At 53.0% G+C, this 23,394-nt stretch carries 19 protein-coding genes and 1 other RNA gene; 17 read left to right on the top strand and 3 right to left on the bottom strand.

What is annotated here, in order from left to right; translation table 11 throughout:
• Nucleotides 1–41: 41 nt before the first annotated feature.
• From Pan97_RS22160 to Pan97_RS22175, 4 genes are all read left to right on the top strand, one after another.
• Nucleotides 42–1,451 carry a DUF1501 domain-containing protein gene (locus Pan97_RS22160; protein ID WP_241676333.1) on the top strand — a complete coding sequence of 470 codons (1,410 nt, stop codon included), beginning with the start codon at nt 42–44 and terminating at the stop codon, nt 1,449–1,451.
• Nucleotides 1,452–1,531: 80 nt separating this feature from the next.
• Nucleotides 1,532–2,512: a DUF1559 domain-containing protein gene (locus tag Pan97_RS22165; RefSeq protein WP_144976431.1), complete on the top strand. Its 981-nt coding sequence runs from the start codon at nt 1,532–1,534 to the stop codon at nt 2,510–2,512.
• Nucleotides 2,513–2,576: 64 nt separating this feature from the next.
• Nucleotides 2,577–2,987, top strand: a complete 411-nt coding sequence (locus Pan97_RS22170; RefSeq protein WP_206668911.1) for a hypothetical protein — start codon at nt 2,577–2,579, stop codon at nt 2,985–2,987.
• A gap of 701 nt (nt 2,988–3,688) precedes the next feature.
• On the top strand, nt 3,689–4,588 hold the full coding sequence (locus Pan97_RS22175; RefSeq protein WP_144976433.1) for a DUF72 domain-containing protein: 900 nt from the start codon (nt 3,689–3,691) through the stop codon (nt 4,586–4,588).
• Nucleotides 4,589–4,757: 169 nt separating this feature from the next.
• Here Pan97_RS22175 and ssrA read toward each other — a convergent pair.
• Nucleotides 4,758–5,120: a transfer-messenger RNA gene (ssrA, locus tag Pan97_RS22180) on the bottom strand.
• A gap of 279 nt (nt 5,121–5,399) precedes the next feature.
• On the opposite strand from ssrA, the gene Pan97_RS22185 reads away from it, so the two are divergent.
• Entirely contained in the window at nt 5,400–6,308 is a 909-nt protein-coding gene (locus Pan97_RS22185; RefSeq protein ID WP_165698916.1) for an MBL fold metallo-hydrolase, read from the top strand.
• On the opposite strand, the gene Pan97_RS22190 is transcribed toward Pan97_RS22185, so the two are convergent.
• Nucleotides 6,284–7,249: a DUF368 domain-containing protein gene (locus tag Pan97_RS22190; protein WP_144976436.1), complete on the bottom strand. Its 966-nt coding sequence runs from the start codon at nt 7,247–7,249 to the stop codon at nt 6,284–6,286. The two genes, Pan97_RS22185 and Pan97_RS22190, sit on opposite strands and share 25 nt — an antisense overlap.
• Nucleotides 7,250–7,714: 465 nt before the next feature.
• Between Pan97_RS22190 and Pan97_RS22195 the strand changes: the two genes are divergently transcribed.
• The 12 genes from Pan97_RS22195 to Pan97_RS22250 all read left to right on the top strand — a co-directional run bounded on the left by Pan97_RS22195 (nt 7,715) and on the right by Pan97_RS22250 (nt 22,508).
• Nucleotides 7,715–9,250: a tetratricopeptide repeat protein gene (locus Pan97_RS22195; protein ID WP_165698917.1), complete on the top strand. Its 1,536-nt coding sequence runs from the start codon at nt 7,715–7,717 to the stop codon at nt 9,248–9,250.
• A 309-nt stretch (nt 9,251–9,559) separates the two neighbouring features.
• Entirely contained in the window at nt 9,560–10,978 is a 1,419-nt protein-coding gene (locus Pan97_RS22200) for a tetratricopeptide repeat protein (protein ID WP_165698918.1), read from the top strand.
• A 310-nt stretch (nt 10,979–11,288) separates the two neighbouring features.
• A complete protein-coding gene (gene ispE, locus Pan97_RS22205) occupies nt 11,289–12,245 on the top strand; it encodes a 4-(cytidine 5'-diphospho)-2-C-methyl-D-erythritol kinase (protein ID WP_144976442.1) in 957 nt (318 codons plus the stop codon).
• Nucleotides 12,246–12,276: 31 nt separating this feature from the next.
• Nucleotides 12,277–12,909, top strand: coding sequence for a SpoVG family protein (locus tag Pan97_RS22210; RefSeq protein WP_144976444.1), 633 nt, complete (start codon nt 12,277–12,279; stop codon nt 12,907–12,909).
• Between the two features lie 98 nt (nt 12,910–13,007).
• Nucleotides 13,008–14,432: a class II fumarate hydratase gene (locus Pan97_RS22215; protein ID WP_144976446.1), complete on the top strand. Its 1,425-nt coding sequence runs from the start codon at nt 13,008–13,010 to the stop codon at nt 14,430–14,432.
• Nucleotides 14,433–14,522: 90 nt separating this feature from the next.
• Nucleotides 14,523–14,978 (top strand): hypothetical protein, encoded by a 456-nt coding sequence (locus tag Pan97_RS22220; protein WP_144976447.1) that lies wholly within the window; start codon nt 14,523–14,525, stop codon nt 14,976–14,978.
• A gap of 128 nt (nt 14,979–15,106) precedes the next feature.
• Nucleotides 15,107–16,165: a tetratricopeptide repeat protein gene (locus tag Pan97_RS22225; protein ID WP_144976449.1), complete on the top strand. Its 1,059-nt coding sequence runs from the start codon at nt 15,107–15,109 to the stop codon at nt 16,163–16,165.
• A gap of 85 nt (nt 16,166–16,250) precedes the next feature.
• Nucleotides 16,251–16,970 (top strand): TlpA family protein disulfide reductase, encoded by a 720-nt coding sequence (locus Pan97_RS22230; protein ID WP_144976451.1) that lies wholly within the window; start codon nt 16,251–16,253, stop codon nt 16,968–16,970.
• A gap of 612 nt (nt 16,971–17,582) precedes the next feature.
• Nucleotides 17,583–19,676: an elongation factor G gene (gene fusA, locus Pan97_RS22235; RefSeq protein ID WP_144976453.1), complete on the top strand. Its 2,094-nt coding sequence runs from the start codon at nt 17,583–17,585 to the stop codon at nt 19,674–19,676.
• Nucleotides 19,677–19,928: 252 nt separating this feature from the next.
• A complete protein-coding gene (locus Pan97_RS22240) occupies nt 19,929–21,083 on the top strand; it encodes an LLM class flavin-dependent oxidoreductase (RefSeq protein ID WP_144976455.1) in 1,155 nt (384 codons plus the stop codon).
• A 105-nt stretch (nt 21,084–21,188) separates the two neighbouring features.
• The gene (locus Pan97_RS22245) at nt 21,189–21,971 is read left to right on the top strand and encodes an alpha/beta fold hydrolase (RefSeq protein WP_144976457.1); all 783 of its coding nucleotides are present in this window, start codon (nt 21,189–21,191) and stop codon (nt 21,969–21,971) included.
• 48 nt (nt 21,972–22,019) lie between these two features.
• Entirely contained in the window at nt 22,020–22,508 is a 489-nt protein-coding gene (locus Pan97_RS22250; RefSeq protein WP_144976459.1) for a DUF4198 domain-containing protein, read from the top strand.
• Here Pan97_RS22250 and Pan97_RS22255 read toward each other — a convergent pair.
• A complete protein-coding gene (locus Pan97_RS22255) occupies nt 22,505–23,308 on the bottom strand; it encodes an SDR family NAD(P)-dependent oxidoreductase (RefSeq protein ID WP_144976461.1) in 804 nt (267 codons plus the stop codon). The genes Pan97_RS22250 and Pan97_RS22255 overlap by 4 nt on opposite strands.
• Nucleotides 23,309–23,394: the final 86 nt, after the last annotated feature.

A 23,394-nucleotide genomic window follows, 5' to 3' on the forward strand; every position in this document is an offset into this window, starting at 1 on the left:
TGCCATTGATCGAAAGCTTTTTTCCTGTGTTTGACATGTCCATGAATCGTCGTGCTCTGTTTCACACCGCTGGACTAGGTATCGGGGCCATGGCGCTAAACTGCCTGCTTAAGCAGGACCAAGTTTGGGGATCGCCTTCCAGCGTAAAGAACACGCAGATGCCACACTTCAAGCCGACCGCTAAATCGGTGATCTTCTTGTTCATGTCGGGAGGCCCCGGACACGTCGATACCTGGGACCCCAAACCACGACTCTCCAAGATGGATGGGGAATATGTGCCGGCAAGTATCGTCGCCAACGTTCCCAACATTCCGCGATCCGGCGTCCACTCCAAGCTGATGGCGTCGCCATTTCGTTTCAACAGGCATGGCCAGAGTGGCATCGAGGTTTCAGACTTGATGCCGCATACGGCCAGACATGTCGACGACATCTGCGTCTTCCGCTCGCTGAACCATCGCATTCCGGTTCATGGTCCAGGCGAGTGCATTACGTTAACCGGTTCGGGATTGGGAGATCGCCCAAGCATGGGAGCCTGGGTAACGTATGGATTGGGAAGTCCCGCCCAAAACCTGCCGGGGTTCGTGATGCTTTCCTCGAACGAGAACGGCCCAGCACCACAACGCCCCGGTTGGGCTTCAGGTTTTTTGCCTGCCCGATACCAGGGAACCGTTCTCGATGCCCAACAAGGCATTCCTTATTCCGAAATGCCCCAGCTCTATTCCGAGATCGACCGACGCCAGCAACTTGAATTCATCCACTGGATGAACCAGCAGCACTTGGAACAACAAGCACAGAACTCTGAACTTCAAGCTCGTATCGAGTCGTACGAACTCGGATTCCGCATGCAAATGGAAGCTCCGGATGTGCTCGACCTTTCTTCCGAATCAGCCGAAACGCAACAGAACTATGGCATCCACGAAAAGGCGACTGCGGCCTTTGGACGACAATGCCTGTTAGCCAGACGGCTGGTAGAACAGGGAGTCCGTTTCATCCAGCTGCGCAATGGCGGCTGGGATGCCCATGGCTCGTTAAAGTCGAATCACATTGCTCGCTGTAAGGCTACCGATCAACCCGTCGCTGCCCTGTTAGACGATCTAAAGCAGCGAGGCATGCTGGACGATACCCTTGTTGTTTGGGGCGGCGAATTCGGTCGAACCCCCACCACCGAAGGCACGCGAACAGGCGATGCCCGCGGTCGCGATCATTCACCTGCCGGCTACACCATGTGGTTGGCTGGAGGAGGGATCGAAGGCGGGCAGGTAATCGGGGCGACCGATGAGCTTGGTTTCGTTCCGGTAGAGCGTCCCCTGTCACCACACGATCTGCATGCCACCATTTTGCATACGCTCGGGATCGACCAGCATCAACTCATCTATCCACATAACAACCGCCAGGAAATCCCCACGGTCTTAGGCGGTGAAGTGATTCAAGAAGCACTGAAGTCGGGATAAATCCTCGACATTATTACTCATCCTTTTTTTGGGCCTACGGCCTGACATTGACCATCTTTCCTTTTCTGAGGTCATTCATTATGTCAAGAAACAACGCACGAAAGTCGAAGCACCTAGGTTTCACTTTGGTGGAATTGCTGGTGGTGATTGCCATCATCGGAATTCTTATAGCACTGCTGCTTCCCGCGGTTCAACAGGCACGTGAGGCCGCCCGACGAATGAACTGCCAAGCCAATCTCAAACAGATTGGCATCGCTCTGCACAACTACCACGATGTTTACAAGACATTTCCACCAGGCGGCTTCCGATACATGGGACCATCGCCATCCAGTACTAACGAAAACACCGCCTTTGGCGCTACATCGCATAGCTTTCTAGTAACCATTCTGCCTCAGGTTGAGTTCTCGGCCATGGCCGATCAATTCAATTACATCCAAGGTTGGCGTGGAAAACCGAACCGGCGGGTGGTGACAACCGTTCCTCCTGTCTACCAGTGCCCCAGCGCTCCGCTAACCCACTCCGACCATACCGATGAAACGATCATTGATAGCAGCGATGCCGTGATCGGCCCGATGTTCGCCGGTCATTACGTCGGCAACATGGGACCAGTTGGACCGGGCTACCAACTGTTCTGCAAGAAGTCCTCCGACAGTGGATCGGCTCCCAATTGCCAATCGTTCAATGAGGTCTCGAATCAAGGAGTGCTGGGTGCGAATAGTAAAATCGGCTTCCGCGATATTACCGATGGCACTTCCAACACGATCATGGTCGGCGAACTTTCCACGAACCAATATCCAACCGGAGCCGCTGCTCCCCGGGCATGGTCGCGCGGGTGCGCCGACCACTCTTGCGGCATGAGCAAGAACGTCAAATTCGGCATCAACATTCAAGGCTTCGTGTCCGGAAACTTCAACAACATGAGTTTCAGCAGTATGCACCCCGGAGGTACACAACTGCTGATGGCCGATAGCAGCGTCCATTTCGTTTCCGAGAACATCGACATGGACATCTATCTGTCGACGGCCAGCAGGAACGGAAATGAAGTGGCGAGTCTCGATTAGTGGACACGTCCGCATCTCTATGGAATGCTTGGATTACTCTTCTCGATCTCGCAAGGACTACCATATGCGTCAGAAGACTCGCTACCATTTCACGTTTATGCCGCTGGCAATCATGCTGATACCTTTAGCCATAGGTTGCCAAAAGCAAGACGGGCCGATCCGCTACGACGTCTCCGGCACGGTGACCTATAAAGGGGCCCCCGTTCCTGGCGGGTCGGTCGTTTTCACGCCTGACAAACAGAAAGGGAATAGCGGTCCGCAAGGAACGGCACGTATCGTCGATGGCCATTATGATACCGCTCGGAACGGACGAGGCACCGTGGGCGGCCCCCATCATGTCCACGTAATTGCCACCGAGGCAATGACGGCGGAAGCCGCCGAACTACAAGGACCACTCGCCGAACATACCTTCGAACTCGACCTTCCCCAGGACGAGACAACGCAGGACCTGGAGATTCCCGCCAGTAGAAAATAAAAGTCGCCAATTCCTCGCTGGCTGAGATGAAGTAAGCGGCTAAGGAAATGAACCTGAGCAAACGATGCGAGGCATTTGGCAGCATGCACGGGCCACATCTTCCTAGGTCAACTCAGCCATCACGAAAAAGTCGACCCAACGCCGTCAATTTGTCGCCAAAATGCTTTTTCAATTTTTGCCTCTGCATATTGAACCTAGAATGTGGCATCCTACTCGATGCTTCATTTCTTGGGCAAAGTAAAGTCCCAGACTCATGGGGCTTTTCAATCAGTAGGTTCGACGAGCGGCTTCAGGCCATCGGGCTGAATTGCTTGCGATAGCCGTCGAGCTGAATTACGGCTTGTCCAACTAGTCTCCGTTGCGAATCGCCCAAGTCACGTCGATTAAAACTGCCGACACATTGGTCAAATCCCTGGTAAGCAAAAACCATTGGCCAGAGTCTCTTTTCATGGCGATTGGCTCCAAGCAATTTCTCCCAGGCACAGAGGATGTCCTCCAGGCATCATTATGATTTATATTTTCTCTTGGAAACCTGCTCACTGAAAATAGCTCAAACCAGAACAGAGATGCCCCCAGGCAACCGGTACTCGGTGGATCCCAGAAACATCAAAATGCCCTGGGGAGCAAAGCTTTGAAAGTGAAGTAAGTAAAAATGCAGCGGTCAGCCTTTTTGTATGTCCTAGGCAATTGTGGAAGATAGCATGAAATTTGGACAAGTTGACTATCCAGAGAAGGTCGATTTCATACTCCCGCCCGACCATCCTGGCACAGCGAAGGTTCTGAAAAATAGATCGTCTTCGCACGATCTTGAAGTCTATGTCGGATGTGCGAAGTGGAACAAAAAAGACCTCAAGAATTTCTATCCGAGAAAAACAAAAGACGAGTTGGCGTACTACGCAACGCAGTTCAATTGCATCGAGTTGAATGCCACGTTTTACCGTTTGTTCCCGCCTGCAGTGTTCTCAAAGTGGTACGAGACAGTCCCGGAGGGGTTCCGGTTCTTTCCCAAACTTGAACAAACCATCTCTCACTTCCGGCGACTGCAGGATGTTGAAGAAATCGTGGAACAGAACGTTGCTAACATGTCACACTTGCATGAAAAATTGGCGATGCCGTTCCTGCAATTGCACAATAATTTTGGACCGAAGAACTTCGACCGTGTTGTCGCATTTATCGAAAACTGGTCGTATGCAGCGCCGCTGGCGATCGAGTTCCGCCATTCCGATTGGTACAACGACAAGGTGGTTTCAAGCGAACTTTACGATTTGCTTGAATCGCATGGGATGACGAATATTCTCGTCGATACCGCAGGTCGCCGTGATCTGATGCACATGCGTTTGACCACCCCGAATGCATTTATTCGCTGGGTAGGTGCGAACGATCCCAAATCAGATCGGTCACGGCTCGATGACTGGGTAGAGCGAATCGCTCAATGGAAGAAGGCTGGTTTGCGGAAGCTATCTTTCTTCGTTCATCAAAATGACGAGCAGGAATCTCCCGCACTCGCCGCACATTTCATCAAGAAACTCAACTCAAAGATCGGAACAGCCTTACCAATTCCTAAGACTCTTGAGACGAAAGGACTTTTTGACGAATCTTGATCACCTCGATAGCGTTTGAAGTTCGCGATGCACAGGGGAAACAACCATTAGCTTAACTTAGTGGACCCTGCCTCAAACACGATATTAGGCTTATGATCATGGAACGCTTAGCTCATTTTCACAAACCCAAAGAAAAAACCCACCTTGCCAAAACGGCCAAGGTGGGTCTGAGTGGAGGCGGCGGGAATTGAACCCGCGTGCCGCGATATTTCCATGCAAGCGTCTACGTGTGTATTCGATTATTTAAGTTTCGCAACCTGGGACTCCAATCGACAGGATTCCCGGGAAGCTAGAGGAGAACGGTTTTTAACCTCAGGCGTGCTCCACGTGACCCTCGGCTAGTCGGAATTGGCATCCAACTTTCAGGTCTCTCCGACAAAGACCCTCAGTTGGGGCTACAACTAATTAGGCAGCCGTTGCAAAGTTAGTATCGTTTGCAATTATTGTTTGGTCTGCTTTTTACGTGGCCTGCTGACCAACCACGACACGCAACTTACACTTCAGACTATCCGGTCGATACCAGTTCGCCCCCGGTGTAAGCTTCCTCAAGTTTATATTCTCATTTTAGAGATTTCGTCCTCTACCTATCGGCAGTTGACCTCACAAGCTTGAAGAATTGAGTACAAAGAGTGGGTCGTCAAAATCCAATCACCCACCATGTTCTTTACATTTTAGGTTGTCCTTGTCCGGAAGAAAAGCAACCAACACGTCGGAAAGTACCAAACAGCGGTTGCTTTCGTCTGATTTTGCCCCCTTGGCACCAAGGCCGGGGCATGTTTCTGGACTTTTCGCAATGGACCGGGGACTCTTCTTGCTTCCATCTCGCATCGGTCTCGATGTGACACGCAGGCAAGCACTTGGGTTCATTTCGCACGCTCACATGGATCACGTGGCCCAACACGCCATGGCCTTGTGCACCGAACCGACCGCCAGACTTGTTCGCCATCGCTTGGGGAATGTTTCCACCAAGATCATGCCACTGGGCGAATCAATCGAAGTTGCCGGCCTGAAATTAACGGCACTGCCTGCGGGCCATATCTTCGGTTCGGCGATGGTCTACGCCCAGCACGACAAAGGAACAGTGCTCTACACTGGCGACTTCCGACTGGGGCCTTCCGCGACGGCGGAACAAGCCCAACTTCGGTCGGCGGACTATCTGATCATGGAGTGCACTTTTGGCCATCCGCACTATCGCCTACCGCCACGCGATACGGTGATTGAGATGCTCTTGGAAAAGATTCGTGCGGCCTTCCGTCGTGGAGCGACGCCAGTCATTTCGGCGTACGTCTTGGGAAAGTCTCAAGAGGTCACCAGGATCCTGACGTCCCAAGGGATCCCTGTGCTGCAGCATCCCGACATCTATGCAATCAGTCAAATCTACGAGGAGGCCGGCTGCGAATTAGGAGATTTCCGACCCTACAGCGGGCGGCCTATTCCTGGTTGCGTGGTCATCGTTCCCCCTAAACCCTTAACGCCCGGCATTCTGCCCGGTGCGGTCCATGTCGAAAAGTTTCACGTCACAGGATGGGCTCTTGACAAGCGACGAAAAGGCACCGCGCCGAATGAACATTGGATTCCACTTTCGGACCATGCCGACTTCGATCAACTCATCCACGCCGTGGAAGAGGTTGGTCCGAAGACCGTCTTTTGTACTCACGGCCCGAAAAGCTTCGTAGAGGAACTAAAGAGTCGCGGTCACGATGCCCGCTGGCTGGAATGACCGTCTTCGATTTCTTCTTCCACATTGGGGCGGGCCAGGAAGTCAATCACGAGAACCACGACCGCCGCCACCACCATAAGGCCGAAGCAAATCACTGGCTCATTGGCAAATGGAGTTTCCACTTCGTCGCCTTGCCACGGCCATAGCTTTCGCAACGCCCCAATCATGAAACCACCCATCAGCGAAAGAGTGACGGCTTCATGCTGATGAAGTAGCCACTTGAGCAATTTGCTGAAGGATAACAGCCCCACCAAACAACCTATGGCAAAGCAGGTAAATGCGAACAAGTCGCCAACCGCAATCTCTCCTTTGGCCATTGCCTTGGGGACACCGCTGAAATAGTGATACGCTCCGAAGACTAAAAGCAAGTAGGAACCACTGATACCTGGCAGGATCATCGCACAGATTGCGATCGCCCCCAACAGAAACGAGACAATTGGGTTGGGTGCCGAGTCGAACGCTTCCAGAGCGGGTAGTCCGGTCAGCCACCAGGCAAAAGCGGCTCCGATTACCCCCAGTACCACACAAAGAATCGCGTGTCCGACATTTGCCGGCCGAATCATTTTGGCGACTAGAAATCCAGAGGCACCGATCGCGCCGAAAAACACCGCATATACAAATGGTCGCGTCGAGGCTGGATGATCCGCCTCTCCGATTAGTTCATGCAAGACCACTACGAACGTGAGAAGGCCACAGGCAATTCCGCTAAGCAATACCAACAGAAACCAGAAATCAAATCGCTCGGCCAACGTTCGCCACTGACGCTTCGCCAGCAGTCGAAACGCATCCACGCTAACCTGACTGACTGCGTCGACCAGGCGACGGTAAATACCAAGCACTAGGGCAACCGTACCCCCAGAAATCCCTGGTACCGCGTCAGCAGCCCCCATCGCGATGCCACAGAGGAAATGTCGAATTGCGTCGATTCTCAAGAGTGCCATTTCACTGGTCCATGTTGTTTTGCTTTGTAAGCCAGGATTCTAGAGAACCTTGGCTGAGAAGGGCAGGGCAATCTGGATAGCTTTGGGGCGTTAAGGTTTGAAGAAAAGATGCGTCGGCGCTGGGGCTCTTTCTCGGAACGCAGATCGCCTCCGGTAGAATGGGAAGTTTCTCAACACACTTCGTTTCTTTCTCGGCGTTTTCTACCTTTTATGTCTGAGGTTCACGTTAGAAGTTCTCGTAGGACGTTGCTGCTTTTTGCGGTAGCTATCGTGATTGCGTCAGTAATTTGCTATCACCGAACCCTCAATTTCCCTTTCCATTTCGACGGTCAGCAGCAGATTGTTGATAATCCAAGTATTGGAAATCTCTCTTGGAGCAATTTCCCACGAGGTCCCCGAACCCTTGTTAAGACGTCGTGGAGGCTCAATTATAGGGTCTCGGGAAAAAATCCCCTCGGTTACCATTTGGCCAACATCGCCATCCATACCGTCAGTGGGTTGCTCCTTTTCGGCTTGGTATACCGAACGCTTAGCTTCCCCAACATCCCTGATCGCTATCGTGAACAAGCAAGTCTGCTTGCGGGCATCATTGCCCTGACCTGGAGCGTTCACCCTCTGCAAACACAATCGGTGACCTACATCATCCAGAGATACGAATCGCTCATGGGGATGAGTTTTTTGCTGTGTGTTTTTTGCCTCGCGTATAGCGCCAACTCTTCGCGTAGATGGATTTGGTTCGTAGGTTGTTTCGTCGCTTGTTACATGGCAATGGTCAGCAAAGAGGTAGCCGTCGTGCTGCCCTTGCTTCTACTTTGGTACGACCGCGCATTTATTTCGCCCTCTTGGAAAGTGTTAGCTCGAAATCACTTTCCTCTTTACATTGCCACATTTTGTACTTGGCTAGTCTTTCTTCCGATCGCCCAGAAATCGGAACAATCGCTCAAGAGATTTAATGTTGCCTACGTGGTCGAAACCTCAATCGTTGATGGCCAGGTTCAAGAGCAGGCGATCGGAGCATGGGATTATCTATTAAGCCAGCCTCAAGCCATTCTTTTCTATCTACGGCTTGTTCTGGTTCCTTATGGACAGTCGCTCGACCATGGCTGGAGGTCAACGACAACCTTCGCCCAAGCCGCTTTACCGGGACTGTTCGTCTTACTGCTTGTTGGTGTTACGATTTGGTCAATGGTCAAATACCCACGCTGGAGCTTTCTAGGAGGGTGGTTCTTTTTGATCCTAGCACCGACGTCGAGCATTCTGCCGATCAAAGACGTTGCTGTCGAACATCGGATGTATTTACCTTCAGCAGCAGTGCTTGCCTTCTTGGTCTTAATTGGCTTCGAGGGACTGTGCCGCCATTACGGCTCACAGAAGCATTCCATCACCCAAGTTCGCCGTGGGATATTATTCGGTGGAATCACCCTCGCTCTGATTTTTGGTGGCGTCACCCTGTCGCGAAATGAGGTATATCGCTCGGGATTCAGTCTCTGGACGGATGTAGTCGCGAAGGCTCCTGAATTTGCGCGAGGATACTACGGCTTAGCCAGAGCATACGTTGACGAAGAGCAATATGAGCCCGCGATTGCGCCCTTGCAACGAGCACTCGAATTAGATCCAGCCTACGCGGAAGCATATGTGACCTTGGGTCGCATTGTCCGAACGAGCCAACCGGACTATGCAACTCAGTTGTTCGCTACTGCTGTAAAGGTGGCCCCTGATTATTCAGAAGCCCATAACAACCTGGGAGCGATGCTGACCCAGAAGAAGCCCGAAGTGGCGCTCGAGCATTATCAACAGGCGATTTTATTGAATGAACGGAACGCCGATGCCCACAACAACATTGCCAACCTGCTTGCTCGAAGTGGACGGCTGCCTGAAGCGATTCACCACTATGAAGTTGCTCTTTCAATTCGCCCCGACTTTGAATTGGCTGCAATGAACCTAAAAACGGTTCGCCAATTGGCTGCGGCTCAAGATCGAGAGCAGCCAAATTCGAACTAGTTGGATTTTCAATTCAATTCGCGAAAGCCCCTAAGACTACCCAAAACTCCAATGCCAGAAGCGATTACACCTCCGACCAACCGCATGATGTGGATACCCCTTGTAGCGATCCCCCTTCTCGTCTTGGTCGTGTACCATCGCACTTTCACTTACCCATTTCATTTTGATGGCGCGGCTAAAATTCAGTCGAATGAAACTTATCAAAGGCTCAATTGGAATCATTTCCCCAAGGGCCCGCGATCACTAGTCAAACTGACTTGGCGACTGAACTATGCCGCTGATGGTGGAACCCTCGTTGGTTACCACGTTGTGAATATCTCCATCCACATCGTGGCTAGTTTACTACTGTTTGGATTTATCTTTCTAACACTGAAATTACCCAAGACACCCGAGCGATATCGCGATCATGCGATGCTGCTGGCAACCGCTATCGCACTCTTATGGGCGATTCATCCGCTGCAAACTCAGTCGGTAACCTATATTGTTCAGCGATACGAATCGCTCATGGGGATGTGCTTTCTGCTTTCACTGTTTTGCTTCGTCAAGGGATTCACTTCCAAGTATCGTGCTGCGTGGTACCTTGGCAGCGTCATCGCTTGTGCTGCCTCCGCGATGTGCAAAGAAGTGGCCGTCGTCATCCCCTTGGTTGTCCTCTGGTACGACCGCGCGTTCTTGGCAGAATCTTGGCGAGAACTGTTTCGTGACCGATGGCTTGTATACGTTGGCCTGTTTGCTTCTTGGCTCATTCTTGCCCAGGTAGCCATGGTTCCTATCGAGAATCACAATAAACATGGCACCGTGCTGGTACATGAAGTCGACTTCACAGGAGACCAGCCGATTCGCACCGTGGTTGGCCCCAGAGAATATCTCTATAGCCAGGCTCACGCGATTCCGTTTTATCTTCAACTGACTGTCTTGCCGATGGGGCAGTCGCTTGACCATGGTTGGCGAGCAACGTATTCACTCGCCGAAGCCATCTGGCCAGGCGTTATTGTGGTAGCCGCTTTAGGCCTTACCATTTGGTGCGTCTTTCGTGCTCCGCGATGGAGTTTCGTGGGCGCGAGCTTCTTTTTGATTCTCGCCCCAACGTCCAGCATTCTTCCGATCCAAGACATCGTCTTCGAGCATCGCATGTACCTTCCGCTGGCATCCTTGCTGACACTGATCGTATTCGGTATCTACGAAGGGCTCCGGCGGACTGAACCAGAGCAACCCTCCAGTTCCTCTCACTTGTCAGCGTCGCAAGCGTTAGTCGTCGTGCTTGCCGTTCTGGTTATTGTTTACGGCGGGGTATCAATCGCCAGGAACGAAGTCTATCGAGATGACGAATCGATGTGGCGCGACGTGCTGGCGAAAAATCCGAGTAATCCTCGCGCCTATCACGGGATTGCCCACGCCTACGTCATGCAGGGAGATTGGGCCAAGGCAATTCCCTACCTTGAGAAGACCATCGAGTTACATCCTGAGTACCCCTTTAAGGGAGGCTATGCCAACACGTTTCTAAACGGAGCCAAGAAGTCGATCGAACTGGGGGACGTAGACATGGCCCTGAAACTTCTTGACTTAACGATCAAGATGAACCCCCAAGACTCAGAGGCATACTTCCTTATGGCCAAGCTGATTCAGCATCAGAATCCGCGACAATCGATCGCTCTCTTGCACTTGGCGATCGATCGTGATCCCCAGAATGAGGAGGCCCAACAACTCCTTAAACGATTGACTCAGTAGCCATATCACGGGGAATTAACGAGCTTGGCACCGTTTCTTTTTCGGCATGCGGAGATGAAGGTGGCACTCCTCATGCAGCGAAATCCGTTGCATTTCAAACTCGTCGTGAAACGCTAGCGAATTACCTTGACCGAGCAGTGAGGGGGGGATAAATTGCGTTAACACGCACCTAGGTTGGTCGAAGTGTGCGCATTGATCGAAACAGAGAAATTGCTTCGCGTGACTCTTGGCTCTTCTGGCACGCGTTCCAGTATGAAACGCAGAGATCGTCAGTTCGAGAGTCTCCGAAAGCATCGGCAAGGTTGCACGGATGTTGTTTCAGCGATTGGCTTCCAAGGTATCCGTACTTGCTCCGGCGAAGATCAACCTCTTCCTGGAACTGCTAGGAAAGCGCCCCGATGGCTTCCACCAGTTGGAAACCATCATGGTCGCTGTCTCGCTATTTGATCGCCTGGAAGTCACTCCCACAAAACAGCGTGATATCGCTCTCGATTGTGCGTGGGACCCAGGGCAACTTGCGCAAGCCACGCGATTAGGCGACAGCAGTCGACTACTTGGCGATCTTCCTCCTCAGGATAGCAACTTGGTTTATCGGGCCGTGAAATTGCTTCAGTCGGAAGAAAATGTCTCGCACGGAGCGCAAATCGTGCTCCGAAAGCGAATTCCGTCAGCGTCCGGGTTTGGCGGCGCTTCCAGTGATGCGGCGGCAGCATTATTCGCCGCAAGCAAAGCATGGAATTTAAATCTTTCGATCGATCGCCTGAGCGAGTTGGCTGCGCGATTGGGAAGCGACATACCGTTCTTTTTTTTCGCCGGACAACTAGGAAGCGGTCAGGCGATTGCCACAGGTCGCGGGGAAAACATCGAATCCTTCGCAGGACGGCGGCTCGACTTGGTGTTGATTCGTCCTGCCGGAGGCATTTCGACGGCCGAGGCATATCGACGTTGTCAGTTACCGGATGTCCCTGACTCGTCATGCGAACTCGTTGCCAGCTTGAAGTCACATCAACGTACGTCTATGCCACGACAGCTCACAAATCGCCTGACGCGACCTGCCCGAGAACTTTCGACGCGAATCGACCAACTCGCTAGGATTTGCGAACAATTGGATGTGGTCGCCCACCAGATGTCAGGGAGTGGCTCTGGCTACTTCACCATTTGTCGTAGCCGCGTCCACGCCAGGCGCATTGCCGCCCGGCTACAAGCTCAGAACGTCGGTATGGTTTTTCCAGTAACGACGTGCGGGCTCCAATCGCTGCGAAACTGACGCCGCATTTAACGTCCGGGAGTAAGCAACCGTGAAAATCACCGAAGTCCGCATCAAGCTGATGGAAGATTCCAGCGATCGGTTGCGTGGATTCTGCTCCATCACATTCGATGATGCCTTCGTGATTCGCGACTTGAAGATCATTGAAGGCGCCAACGGTCCATTCGTCGCCATGCCCAGCCGGAAGTTAACGGGGCACTGCCCAAATTGTGGCTGCAAAAACCACATGCGTGCAGCATACTGCAATCAATGTGGTATGAAACTGAAGCAGCCCCAAATCGAACGAGGGTCGGACCAGAGAGCCAAACTCTATGCGGACATCGCACACCCGATCAATTCCGAGTGTCGTGAGCAGATCCAAACCCGCGTCATCGATGAGTATCTCAACGAAATCGAAGAAGCCAAACACCCTGGTTATCGCTCGAAATACGACGACTACTTCAGCGATGCCGGAGAAGACTACGATCACGATGACGACGATCAACCTTCGTCGACTTCGGCGCCACCCAAGCGAGAGCCACCCCCTCAAGAGCCTTCCGAAACGATCGAGCGCATTGAGAAAGCGTCCGAATTGAAAGGGCCTCACTCCCCCCCCGGCGACAAATCGAGCCCGTCCAACTCGCCCCGCCCCCAAAAATTCGGAGAAGGCATCTTCGACGACTAAGGCGGGCCAAGCCCTCTTCTTTCGCCTCAGATCGAACCGTTTTAAAATAGGCGGTTGGTAATATCGGATTGCAAGAATCACCGGATGAGGCACAAATAATGTCGCAGTTTCGCACCGAAAAAGACTCGATGGGGGAAGTTCAGGTTCCCGCCAACGCCTATTACAGCGCTCAGACACAAAGAGCCGTCGAGAACTTTCCAATTAGCGGCTGGACCTTACCTCCGGCGCTGATCCATGCGATGGGTTGGGTGAAATATGCGTGTGCGATCGCGAATCGCGATCTCGGTAAGTTGACCGGTACCGGCAAAAACCCACTCAACGACGACCAGGTCCAAGCGCTTCTGGATGCCTGTGTCGAAGTTCGCGAAGGTAAACTCGATGGAGAGTTTCCAATCGACGTCTTCCAAACCGGTAGCGGCACTTCCAGCAACATGAACGTCAACGAAGTGATCAGCAACCGGGCTATCGAAATCATCGGTGGCGATCGCCTCGCCGCGACCAAGCCGATTCACCCAAATGATCACGTCAACATGGGACAGAGTACCAACGATACGTTCCCGACCGCGATCCATGTTGCCGCCGCGATGCAGATCAAGTCGAGCTTGATTCCTGCTCTAGAAAAGCTGCATGCTTCACTGAAGAAGAAAGCGGAAGCCTGGGACAAGATCATCAAGATCGGTCGTACCCACTTGATGGACGCGACACCACTTCGCCTGGGTCAAGAGTTCGGTGGCTTCGCTCGCCAGATCGAACTTTCGATCAAGCGGGCCAAGATCGCCCTGGAGTCGGTGCTCGAACTACCGGTCGGCGGAACAGCCGTGGGCACTGGCATTAATACCCATCCACAGTTCTCGAAAAAAGTTTGTGCCGCACTCGCAGAAGGTTTGGACATTCCGTTCATCGAGGCCATCGATCACTTTGAAGCCAATGCCAACCGCGATGCGTTGGTGCAGTGCCATAGCGAACTGAAGACGATTGCTACGACCTTATTCAACTTCGCTAACAATGTTCGTTGGTTAGGTAGCGGTCCACGTTGTGGTTTCTTTGAAGTGACTCTTCCTTCGAGACAACCCGGCAGCAGCATCATGCCTGGAAAAGTGAACCCCGTGATGAGCGAAAGTATGATGCAGGTCACCGCCAAGGTGATCGGCAATGATGGCTGCATGGCCCTATCAGGTGCCGCAGGCGGAAACTTCCAGCTCAACATCATGATGCCGGTGATGGGGCACACTGTCCTGGAAAGCATCCACTTACTGGCCAACTCATGCGATGCGTTCGTTGAGTTCTGCGTGGAAGGCATGGAAGCGAATGAAGATAAGTGCAACGCAGCCGTCGAACAGAGTCTGTCAATGTGCACCAGCCTGAACCCGCTGATCGGCTACGACAAAGCTGCCAAGATGGCCAAGGATGCATTCGCCAGCGGTAAGACCATCCGTGAACTGGCCGAAGAGCAGGGCGAGATCGAACCGGAAGCCCTGAAGGACGCCCTCGATCCTTGGAAGATGACCTATCCGCACGAGTAATTTCGTGACAGATTCAAACGTTGATGGTTACAATGGCCTCCGCGATTCGCAGAGGCCTTTCTTGTTTCTATTTCCGAAGGATCGAACGACATGCGCTACCTATTGGCTACCACCTTTATGGCAATCATTGTCTGTGCCTGCACGTTGGTATTCGCTCAGGAAACAACGCCTCCAGAGAACAACTCATCGGCTCCAGCTAAGTCGCCGAATGCCGAAAAGATTCACGAGCTGATGGTTCAGAAGCGAGATACGTTGAATGACTACTATAAAGTGGTGTATGCCAAGTATCTCGCTGGGCAGGTCGCGATCGTAAAAGTCTACGACGCCGAGTCCAACCTCATGTCCGCCAAACTGGATTTGGCCGAATCGGATGACGAACGATTAGAGCTTCACAAGGCCCGAGTCAAACTCCTTAAAGAGCAAGAATCGAAGCTTTATGCCTACACCCAATCTGGCCAGGTTCCCGCTGGAGAACATCTTCAGGGGAAATCGCGGCGGATCGCGGCCGAGATAGAATTACTGCGGGAAGAAGATCGCCAGCGATAAACGTATCGTATGCTATCACCTCGCCGAATCGCTCTATCCCTCTTTCGGTGAACTCGCTAAAGTCGCCGCCGGTACCATTTAGGTAAAAAGAGCCAGTGGCTTGGTTTTTAGTGGCGAGATTAGCTGTCATGCGGAAGATGCTTTGGCAATCCGGTTGGACATGGTTTGTTCTGTTCGCTTGTGCTTCAATGGGTTACGGCCAAGACGTTAAGGCGATGATCACCGAAGCGGCGAAGCTCAGCGACACAGCCAAAAATCAGGAAGAACTGACCCGATTGGTCGAGATCTGCGACCAGGCAAGCGGGCTGGAACTCGCTCAGGCACAGGTCGAGTACTTCACCAAACTCGAGGCCTGGGCACGCAACAAACGGGGGGAGATCTATGCAGAAACGTCCCTTATGACGGACGACCCCGAGAAAATTCAAAAATTGGAAGCGGCTGCGCTGAAAGACTTCTCACTGGCGATCAAGAAGAACCCCAAGCATTGGCAAGCGATTCATAACCGAGCATTGTCGTATGCCACACTCGGGCAAACCGAGCAGGCACTGGCCGACTTGGATCTGGCCATTAAGCTAAATCCCAAGTTTGAAACGGCCATCTATAACAAAGCGGAACTCCTGTACGAAGTCAGCCATTTCGCAGCTGCCCTGAAGCAGTATCAAACCGTCCTGAAATTGAATCCCAAAGACGTGGGCGCGATGACCGGTCAGGCTCACTGCTTCTATCGCCTGGAAAGTTACGAAGCCGCCATGATGGCCTACAACCAGGCCGTCAAGCTGGCCCCGCAAAATCCACTCGTCTTGGCTAACCGAGCCGATGCCTACAGTGATCTAGGTTATTTCAAAGAGGCGATCCTCGATTACAAAAAGGCCCTTACCCTGGAAAAAGATCTACCGAGAGCTCAGCAAGGCTTAGCATGGATCTTGGCTACCTGTCCGGATGATACCTACCGCAATCCAGAATTGGCCCTGCGATTCGCCAAGGCAGCCGTCACCCAGTCGGACGGTCTCGACTTTCGCTATTTCGATACGCTTGCCGCCGCGGAGGCTGCCACTGGCCAGTTTGACGTCGCCAAGCAGCGGGTCGGTGAAGCGATCAAAAAGGCACCGACGTCCGAAAAGCCCTTCCTACAGCATCGGCTTGCCCTGTACGAAAAGCGCCAGGCTTACCGCGAACCTAAACGATAGATCAATCGCGATAATAATATAATAATTGGAGTGTTTCGCCGAATAGATGATTGAATTGCACCCTCTCTAATCATCTAGGAACGCTATGGGGCATTCGCTGTACAACACGACCCTCTTGGTGAATCTCACGATTGCCTTGTTTGGCATCGCAGGCGCACTCTTCTCATTCGTTTGGCTAGTACTTCGCTGGAACACGCCTTGGCGAACTCGTTATCTGCTTGGGCTTGGTCTCTCGATCGCAACTGTCGTGCTGGTGATCGGCCTTCAATATGCCATTCTGTTTTGGGTTCACTTGCCCGCGGTGGGACGAGAACAGATGGCCAAGTTTGAAGCAGCAAGAGCGGAACGGTTCCAAGAATCGACCCACGTCTTTGTCGGCGACCAGGTACCAGAGTTTACTGTGGAAACCCTCGCCGGAAAGTCGTTCTCGTCTCGCAGCGACGGACGAAAGGTAGTTCTGTTGAACTTCTTCGCTACTTGGTGCGGCCCCTGTTATTCGGAGTTACCTCATTTAAAGCAAATCTGGGAGGCGCATCACGACAACGACAACTTCCAGATGCTGATGATTGGTCGCGAAGAAACGGTGGCCAGCATCGATGCGTTTCGCCGGGAACATGACCTTCACCTACCGATCGCCGCAGACCCCGATCGTGCGATTTATGGCCTCTTCGCTAGTGAATCAATTCCGAGGAATGTCTTGATCTCGGCTGACGGCGTCGTTGTATTCCACCGCTCTGGCTTCTACGAAGAAGACCTCCAGGAATTGGAAATGATGATCCGTCACGAACTGGCAGAAGCGAAATAGCCTAGGTAGAAACCATTGGTGCGAACCTTCTGAGAGTGGAAAGCATCTACGTCTGAGGTTCACCGCATTGATAAAAAACGGTGAAATTTTCGCCTTCCCCATTTGAGGGCCTTGGTATACAAATAGGTTGTTTAGCGGCTAGGGCGCTTTGCTATCCCTTAACACTTTGTGATTCCTAATAAGGGATGCGGAGAGCCTTTTGAGGGCCGCTTGCTGGTGTTAACTATCGGCCAGTTAAGCCTTTACAGGGATTTGGTCCCGCACATTTATGAAGACTATCTATCTTCCTATTCTTCCATCGCGTCGTCCCATTGTTGTGGGACCAGGAATTCCAGCTGCCGCCTAAGCTGACGTTCCCCTCTGGACATGTGCGCTGGCTTCTCTTAAGTGACCTAGCGGGAAAAGCCAAAACCAGTAAGATGCTGGATCAATATACACAGGCTCCGCGAGCCCTTTCAGGGCAGACTGGGCCCGATGTCCGAGACGCGTCAGTAGCGGTTTTACCGGATTCTGTTTCCAATTAACGGTTCGGGTCATCTCTCCTTTAAACCCACCGAGACGTCCGAACCCTTTCACACCCTTACACCTGTTTTTCATTTCAATCGTGACATTATGGACCTGAAGAAACTACGAAACATCGGTATTTCGGCTCATATCGACTCCGGTAAGACGACGCTGAGCGAACGCATCCTGTTTTACAGTGGCCGTATCCACAAGATCGAAGAAGTCCGCGGTGGTGGCGATGGCGCGACCATGGACCATATGGAACTGGAAAAGGAACGCGGTATTACCATTACCTCGGCCGCAACCAGCGTGGCTTGGAATGGTCATCCCATCAACTTGATCGATACCCCAGGCCACGTTGACTTTACCGTGGAAGTGGAACGTTCGCTCCGCGTGCTCGACGGTGCCATCCTCGTTCTCTGCTCGGTCGGTGGTGTTCAGGCTCAGTCGCTCACCGTGGACCGTCAGATGAAGCGCTACAAGGTTCCGCGTCTGGCGTTCATCAACAAGATGGACCGCACCGGTGCCAACCCAGATAGCGTCATCAAGCAGATGCGCGACAAGTTGGGCGTCGATGCGATCGCTTACCAGATTCCGATCGGCAAAGAAGAAAACTTTAAGGGCGTTGTTGACCTGATCGAGATGGAAGCCATCTACTACGATGGCGAAAAGGGCGAAACGGTCCGCAAGGAAACCATTCCAGCCGACCTGGAAGAAAAGGCCAAGCAGGCTCGTCACGACATGCTCGAAGCATTGTCCAACTACAGCGACGAGATCATGGAATTGCTCCTGTCCGAAGAAGAAGTCCCCAACGACTTGATCTACAAGACTACCCACGACGCCGTCGTTGGCCTGCAGATCACCCCCGTCTTCATGGGTACCGCTTTTAAGAACAAGGGCGTACAAACGCTGCTGGATGCGATCGTGCGTTACTTGCCATCGCCTCTGGAAGTGAAGTACTCGGCCAATACGTTTGTCGAATCGGACGAAAAGATTCCGCTGGCTTGTGATCCGAAAGCTCCGTTTGTCGGCATGGCTTTCAAGATCGTCGAAGATCCCTATGGTCAGTTGACGTTCATGCGTATCTATCAAGGTACGATCAAGAAGGGCGAGCCATACGTGAATCAGCGTACCGGCAAGACCGAACGTTTTGCTCGTATCGTGCGAATGCACTCCGACAAGCGTGAAGAAATCGATTCCGCTGGTGCCGGTGATATTATCGCCGTCACAGGCATCGACTGCGCTTCCGGTGATACCTACGCCAAGGAACGTGAGTTCTGCTCGCTGGAAAACATCTTCGTGCCGATCCCGGTCATCAAGATCTCGGTCGCACCGAAGAGCCGCGACGACAGCGACAAGTTGAGTAAGGCGTTGCAGCGTTTCCGTAAGGAAGACCCAACCTTCCACGTGTTCACCGATCCCGAGACGAACGAAACGATCATCGCGGGCATGGGTGAGTTGCACCTGGACGTTTACGTTGAGCGTATTCGCCGCGAATACAAGGTGGAAGTCGTCACTGGCCCACCTAAGGTTTCGTACCGCGAAAGCCCAACCCAATCGGTCGAGTACAACTACAAGCACAAGAAGCAAACGGGTGGTTCCGGTCAGTTCGCTCACATTGTGGGTAGTATCGAACCGATTCCGCAGGACGCCGAAGACGCTGAAAACTTCATCTTCGAAGACAAGATCAGCCAGGGTCGTATTCCAAAAGAATACATTCCGGCCGTTCAACGTGGCTTTGAAGACTGCATGGCCAAGGGGCCTTTGGCCGAGTTCCCTGTGGTGGGCGTGAAGGTCATCCTGAACGACGGTTCGTACCACGACGTCGACTCGTCCGAAATGGCGTTCAAGATTGCCGCCCAAGGCTGCTTCCGCGAGAACTTCATGAAGATGAAGCCAACCTTGCTGGAGCCTGTGATGAACGTGGAAGTCGAAATTCCTGAAGCGTTCCAAGGCCCCGTCACCGGCGACATCATCGTCCGCCGCGGGATGGTCAACCAGACCGACATGAACGGTGACACGACGGTCATCCGAGCCGAAATTCCTTTGGCTGCCATGTTCGGCTACGCCACGGAACTTCGTAGCATGACCCAAGGTCAAGGTACGTTCAGCATGGAACTAGGCAGCTACAAGCCAACTCCTTCCCACATTCAGGAAGAAGTGGTTGCTGAACGCAAGAAAGAATTGGAAATGGCGAAGTAAGCACTACTTACGCTGTTTTGACATACGAAGCACCCCGGTTAGGTCTTGGCACCTCTCCGGGGTGTTTTTTTGCGCCTGTAGGCAACAGAAACCAACTTCTCGGGTTGTCATAGATGCGCATTTTGGCGACTTTAATAGAAACAAATTGGGATCCCCTTACCGCTTCTAGTGCTGATATTTCCTTGCCTCCTTGAGCGAAGGGTTTAGTCGAGGGGCGGAAGCCGGGACCGGATCTTCTAAAGAGAATCACCCATGAAATTCTTCGCCTTCCATTTGATGCCCTGGGACCGACTACCCGACGACTTCGCTGAGAAGTACGACACTGCCTGGACTTGGCTCCCCAACGAGATGTTCGACCCAGAGCATGGCGGCGAACTTTACAACAACTACCTTGACCAACTGGTGCTCGCCGATCAGTTAGGCTTTGACGGGGTTTGCGTCAACGAGCATCATCAGAACGCCTACGGCACGATGCCCAGCCCGAATCTGATGGCATCGATTCTCGCGCGTCAGACGAAGAATTGCCGTATCGCTGTCGTTGGGAACGCGATTCCGTTCTACGATCCACCAACTCGCTGCGCCGAAGAGTTCTCGATGATCGACTGCATCAGCGGTGGTCGACTGATTGCTGGGCTGGTCGTCGGTGGCGGCCCTGAATACTACAGTTTTTCGAAGAACCCCACGTTTGCCCGCGAGATGTACCGCGAAGCATTCGACCTCATCCTGCGAGCGTGGACCGAGCCTGGTCCGTTCGAGCACTACGGCAAGCATTGGAAACTAAAATACGTGAACCCATGGCCGCGACCAATCCAGCAGCCCCATCCACCGATCTGGATCCCCGGGGCGGGCAGCCGCGAAACGATTCAATTCGTCGCCCAACGGCGCTTCGCCTACATGGGCATCCCATACTTTCACATGGATTTCTTCCAACGCAACTTCGACGTGTTCCGCGACGAATGTGAGAAGTGCGATTACACGACCGATCCGGAACAACTCGGCTGGCTGCTGCCGATCTACTGTGCGGAGACGGACGAACAGGCCTGGGCTGAGTACGAACCGCATCTCTGGTACTTCGTAAAGAAGCTGCTCAAAGGACTTGTCGTCTTCCCACCAGGCTACACGTCGGCCCGTTCGATCGCTGGCATCCAAAAGGGCTTGCTGCAGTTCATGAGTACCTGCGAAACCCGCGAAGACATCGAAGCAGGCGGGTACGCCATCGTCGGCAGCCCCGACACGGTTCGTCAAAAGCTATCCGAACGCATCAAGAAGCTGGGCGTCGGCAATCTGCTCGGTTTGTTTCAACTGGGCACGCTGCCACATGACATGACCTGCAAGAACATGAAGCTTTTCGCCGAAAAGGTCATGCCCGGCCTCCGCGAAGAACTAAGCGTCACCCTAACCAGCTAGAAACAAATCCTGTCCCCTCGCCCCTCTCAGGAGAGAGGGCTAGGGTCAGTGGCGAACGCAGGCACACGCAATCCACCAACAATCACCCCGCGCAAGACGCGTTCCATGAAAACCGAAAATAAGACGCTCAACATCGCCGGCAAGAAGACGCAGCTTACCATCCTGGGGGAAGGCCCACCGCTGCTTTACTTGCACTCGGCCGGGGGCGAGACCGAACCGATCGCGTTTCACCACAAGCTGGCCGAGAAGTACACCGTCTACCTTCCGGCACACCCAGGCTTTGCCCTCAGCGAAGGCCTGGATCAGATCGAAGACATCCACGACCTGGCTTGGCACTACGTCGATCTGCTGGGTGAGTTGAACCTGGAGAACGTTCCGGTCGTCAGTTACTCGCTGGGGGCCTGGACAGCGGCCGAAGTGAAACTAATGCGTCCCAACTTGATCGGGCCGATGGTGATGATCGCCGCCGCTGGTTTGCATGTGGATGGGTCCCCGATGGAAGAACTATTCATTGACAGCTTTGACAAGCTCCGCGAGCTGCTTTTCTTCGATCCGAAAGGCCAGGAAGCGGTAGATTACTTTCCAGCCGACACCAACGACCCACGCATTCTCATGTGGCTGAGGGCCCGCGAGGCAACCGCCCGCGTCGGCTGGAACCCTTACCTGCACGATCCGAAACTGGCTGGGCACCTGCACCGCTTGAACAGCCCTGTACAAGTAATCTGGGGCCGCCACGACAAGCTAATCCCGCTGGCCCACGGCGAGTACTACGCAAAGCATCTGCCCAACGCCAAGCTAACCGTCCTGGAAGAATGCGGGCACATGGTTCCCTACGAGAAGACCGAGGAAACCGCGACGATCGCGTTGGATTTCTTGGGTTCGGTCTAGTAGACTTGAGCTAAATCCTAACCCTAGACCGCTCATCACAACGCAACCATGATTAAGAACGACTTTATCATTCCGGCAGTCTTCGGGTTGATTCTTGTCGCGATCTATCTTGCGTCTCTTGATTGGATTTCTCCACCATCGGTGACGGTCAAATACTATGGTAAGCCTGTTGCTAATACGTCCGTCATGTTCATGAATACTTCTCAACAAGATGCCCTGACGGACGCAAACGGCAGAGTCTATTTGTCGAATAGAGGAGATCACAACGCAAGCATTCACGTTTCACTTCCTGATGGCACAGGTACATTCCTTCGCTTCCCAAGGTATGGAAACTGGACGGTCGACTTTCAGGGACCAAAAACGATAACACGAAGTGAGGTCTCTTACTTCGGGATCTTTACGTCGACCGAAGAAGGCACGACGTATTCATACACTGACGAACAGGCTGATGCCATTGATACGAAGCAAATGACGATCGAAGATGCACAAAAGCTGATCGATCAAGAGATTGAAAAGCGTCTTGATTCCGAGAACTAAACGTACCGATGCATCGGCAGGTCATAGTGCGGCGCCCAACCCAGTGGTAGCGTGACGCCGGTGATCCAACTGGCTTCTTCCGAAACGAGAAACGCGACCGCGTTGGCCACATCGTGAGGCACACCAACCCCAAGCGGGTGGCAAGCCTCAATATCCTGACGTAGTTGTTCGACTTCCTCGCGAGTTTCACATTCTTCGGCGAAACGCATGGCCATTGGCGTGGTGACGATGCCTGGGGCAACGGCAACCACGCGGATCTTCTTCGGCCCCAGTTCCCATGCCAATGATTGAGTAAAACCATTGAGGCCGGCTTTACTGGCACTATAGACCGAGAAGCCAACGCACCCGCCCAGCCCCAGAGCAGAGGCCACATTCAACACGACGCCGCCTGGCGATGGCAGCAGCGGAAGAAAAGCGCGGGTCATGCGAATCGCGCCCGTCAGATTGATGTCAAGCAGCTGTTGCCACTGACCTTCGGCATAGTCTTCCAGGTTCTGGCAAAGCTCGATGCCCGCGTTATTGATCAGGTAGTCGACCTTGCCGAACTTATGCTGGGCCGCAGTCTTCAATGCGGCAATTTGCTCGTCGCTGGTGACGTCGCAGTCTTGATAGAGAAATGGCGTACCTTGTCGCTCGAGCCGTTTGAGAACACGTTTAGGCTCGTGCCGATTAGCAACAACGATCGAGGCCCCTTCTTTCGACAGACGCTCGACAATTGCTCCGCCGATACCACGATCGCTGGCCCCGGTAATCAGAGCAACCTTGCCATCGAATCTTAGAGAGTTGGTATCATCTGTCATGCGTAGCGGTCTTTCAGCATGTCCCTTGCCGAGGATGAGGATTGAGACTGAGTACCTTCATCGCCCCCTCACCCTAACCCTCTCCC

The organism is Bremerella volcania (genome assembly GCF_007748115.1).
GTDB lineage: Bacteria > Planctomycetota > Planctomycetia > Pirellulales > Pirellulaceae > Bremerella > Bremerella volcania.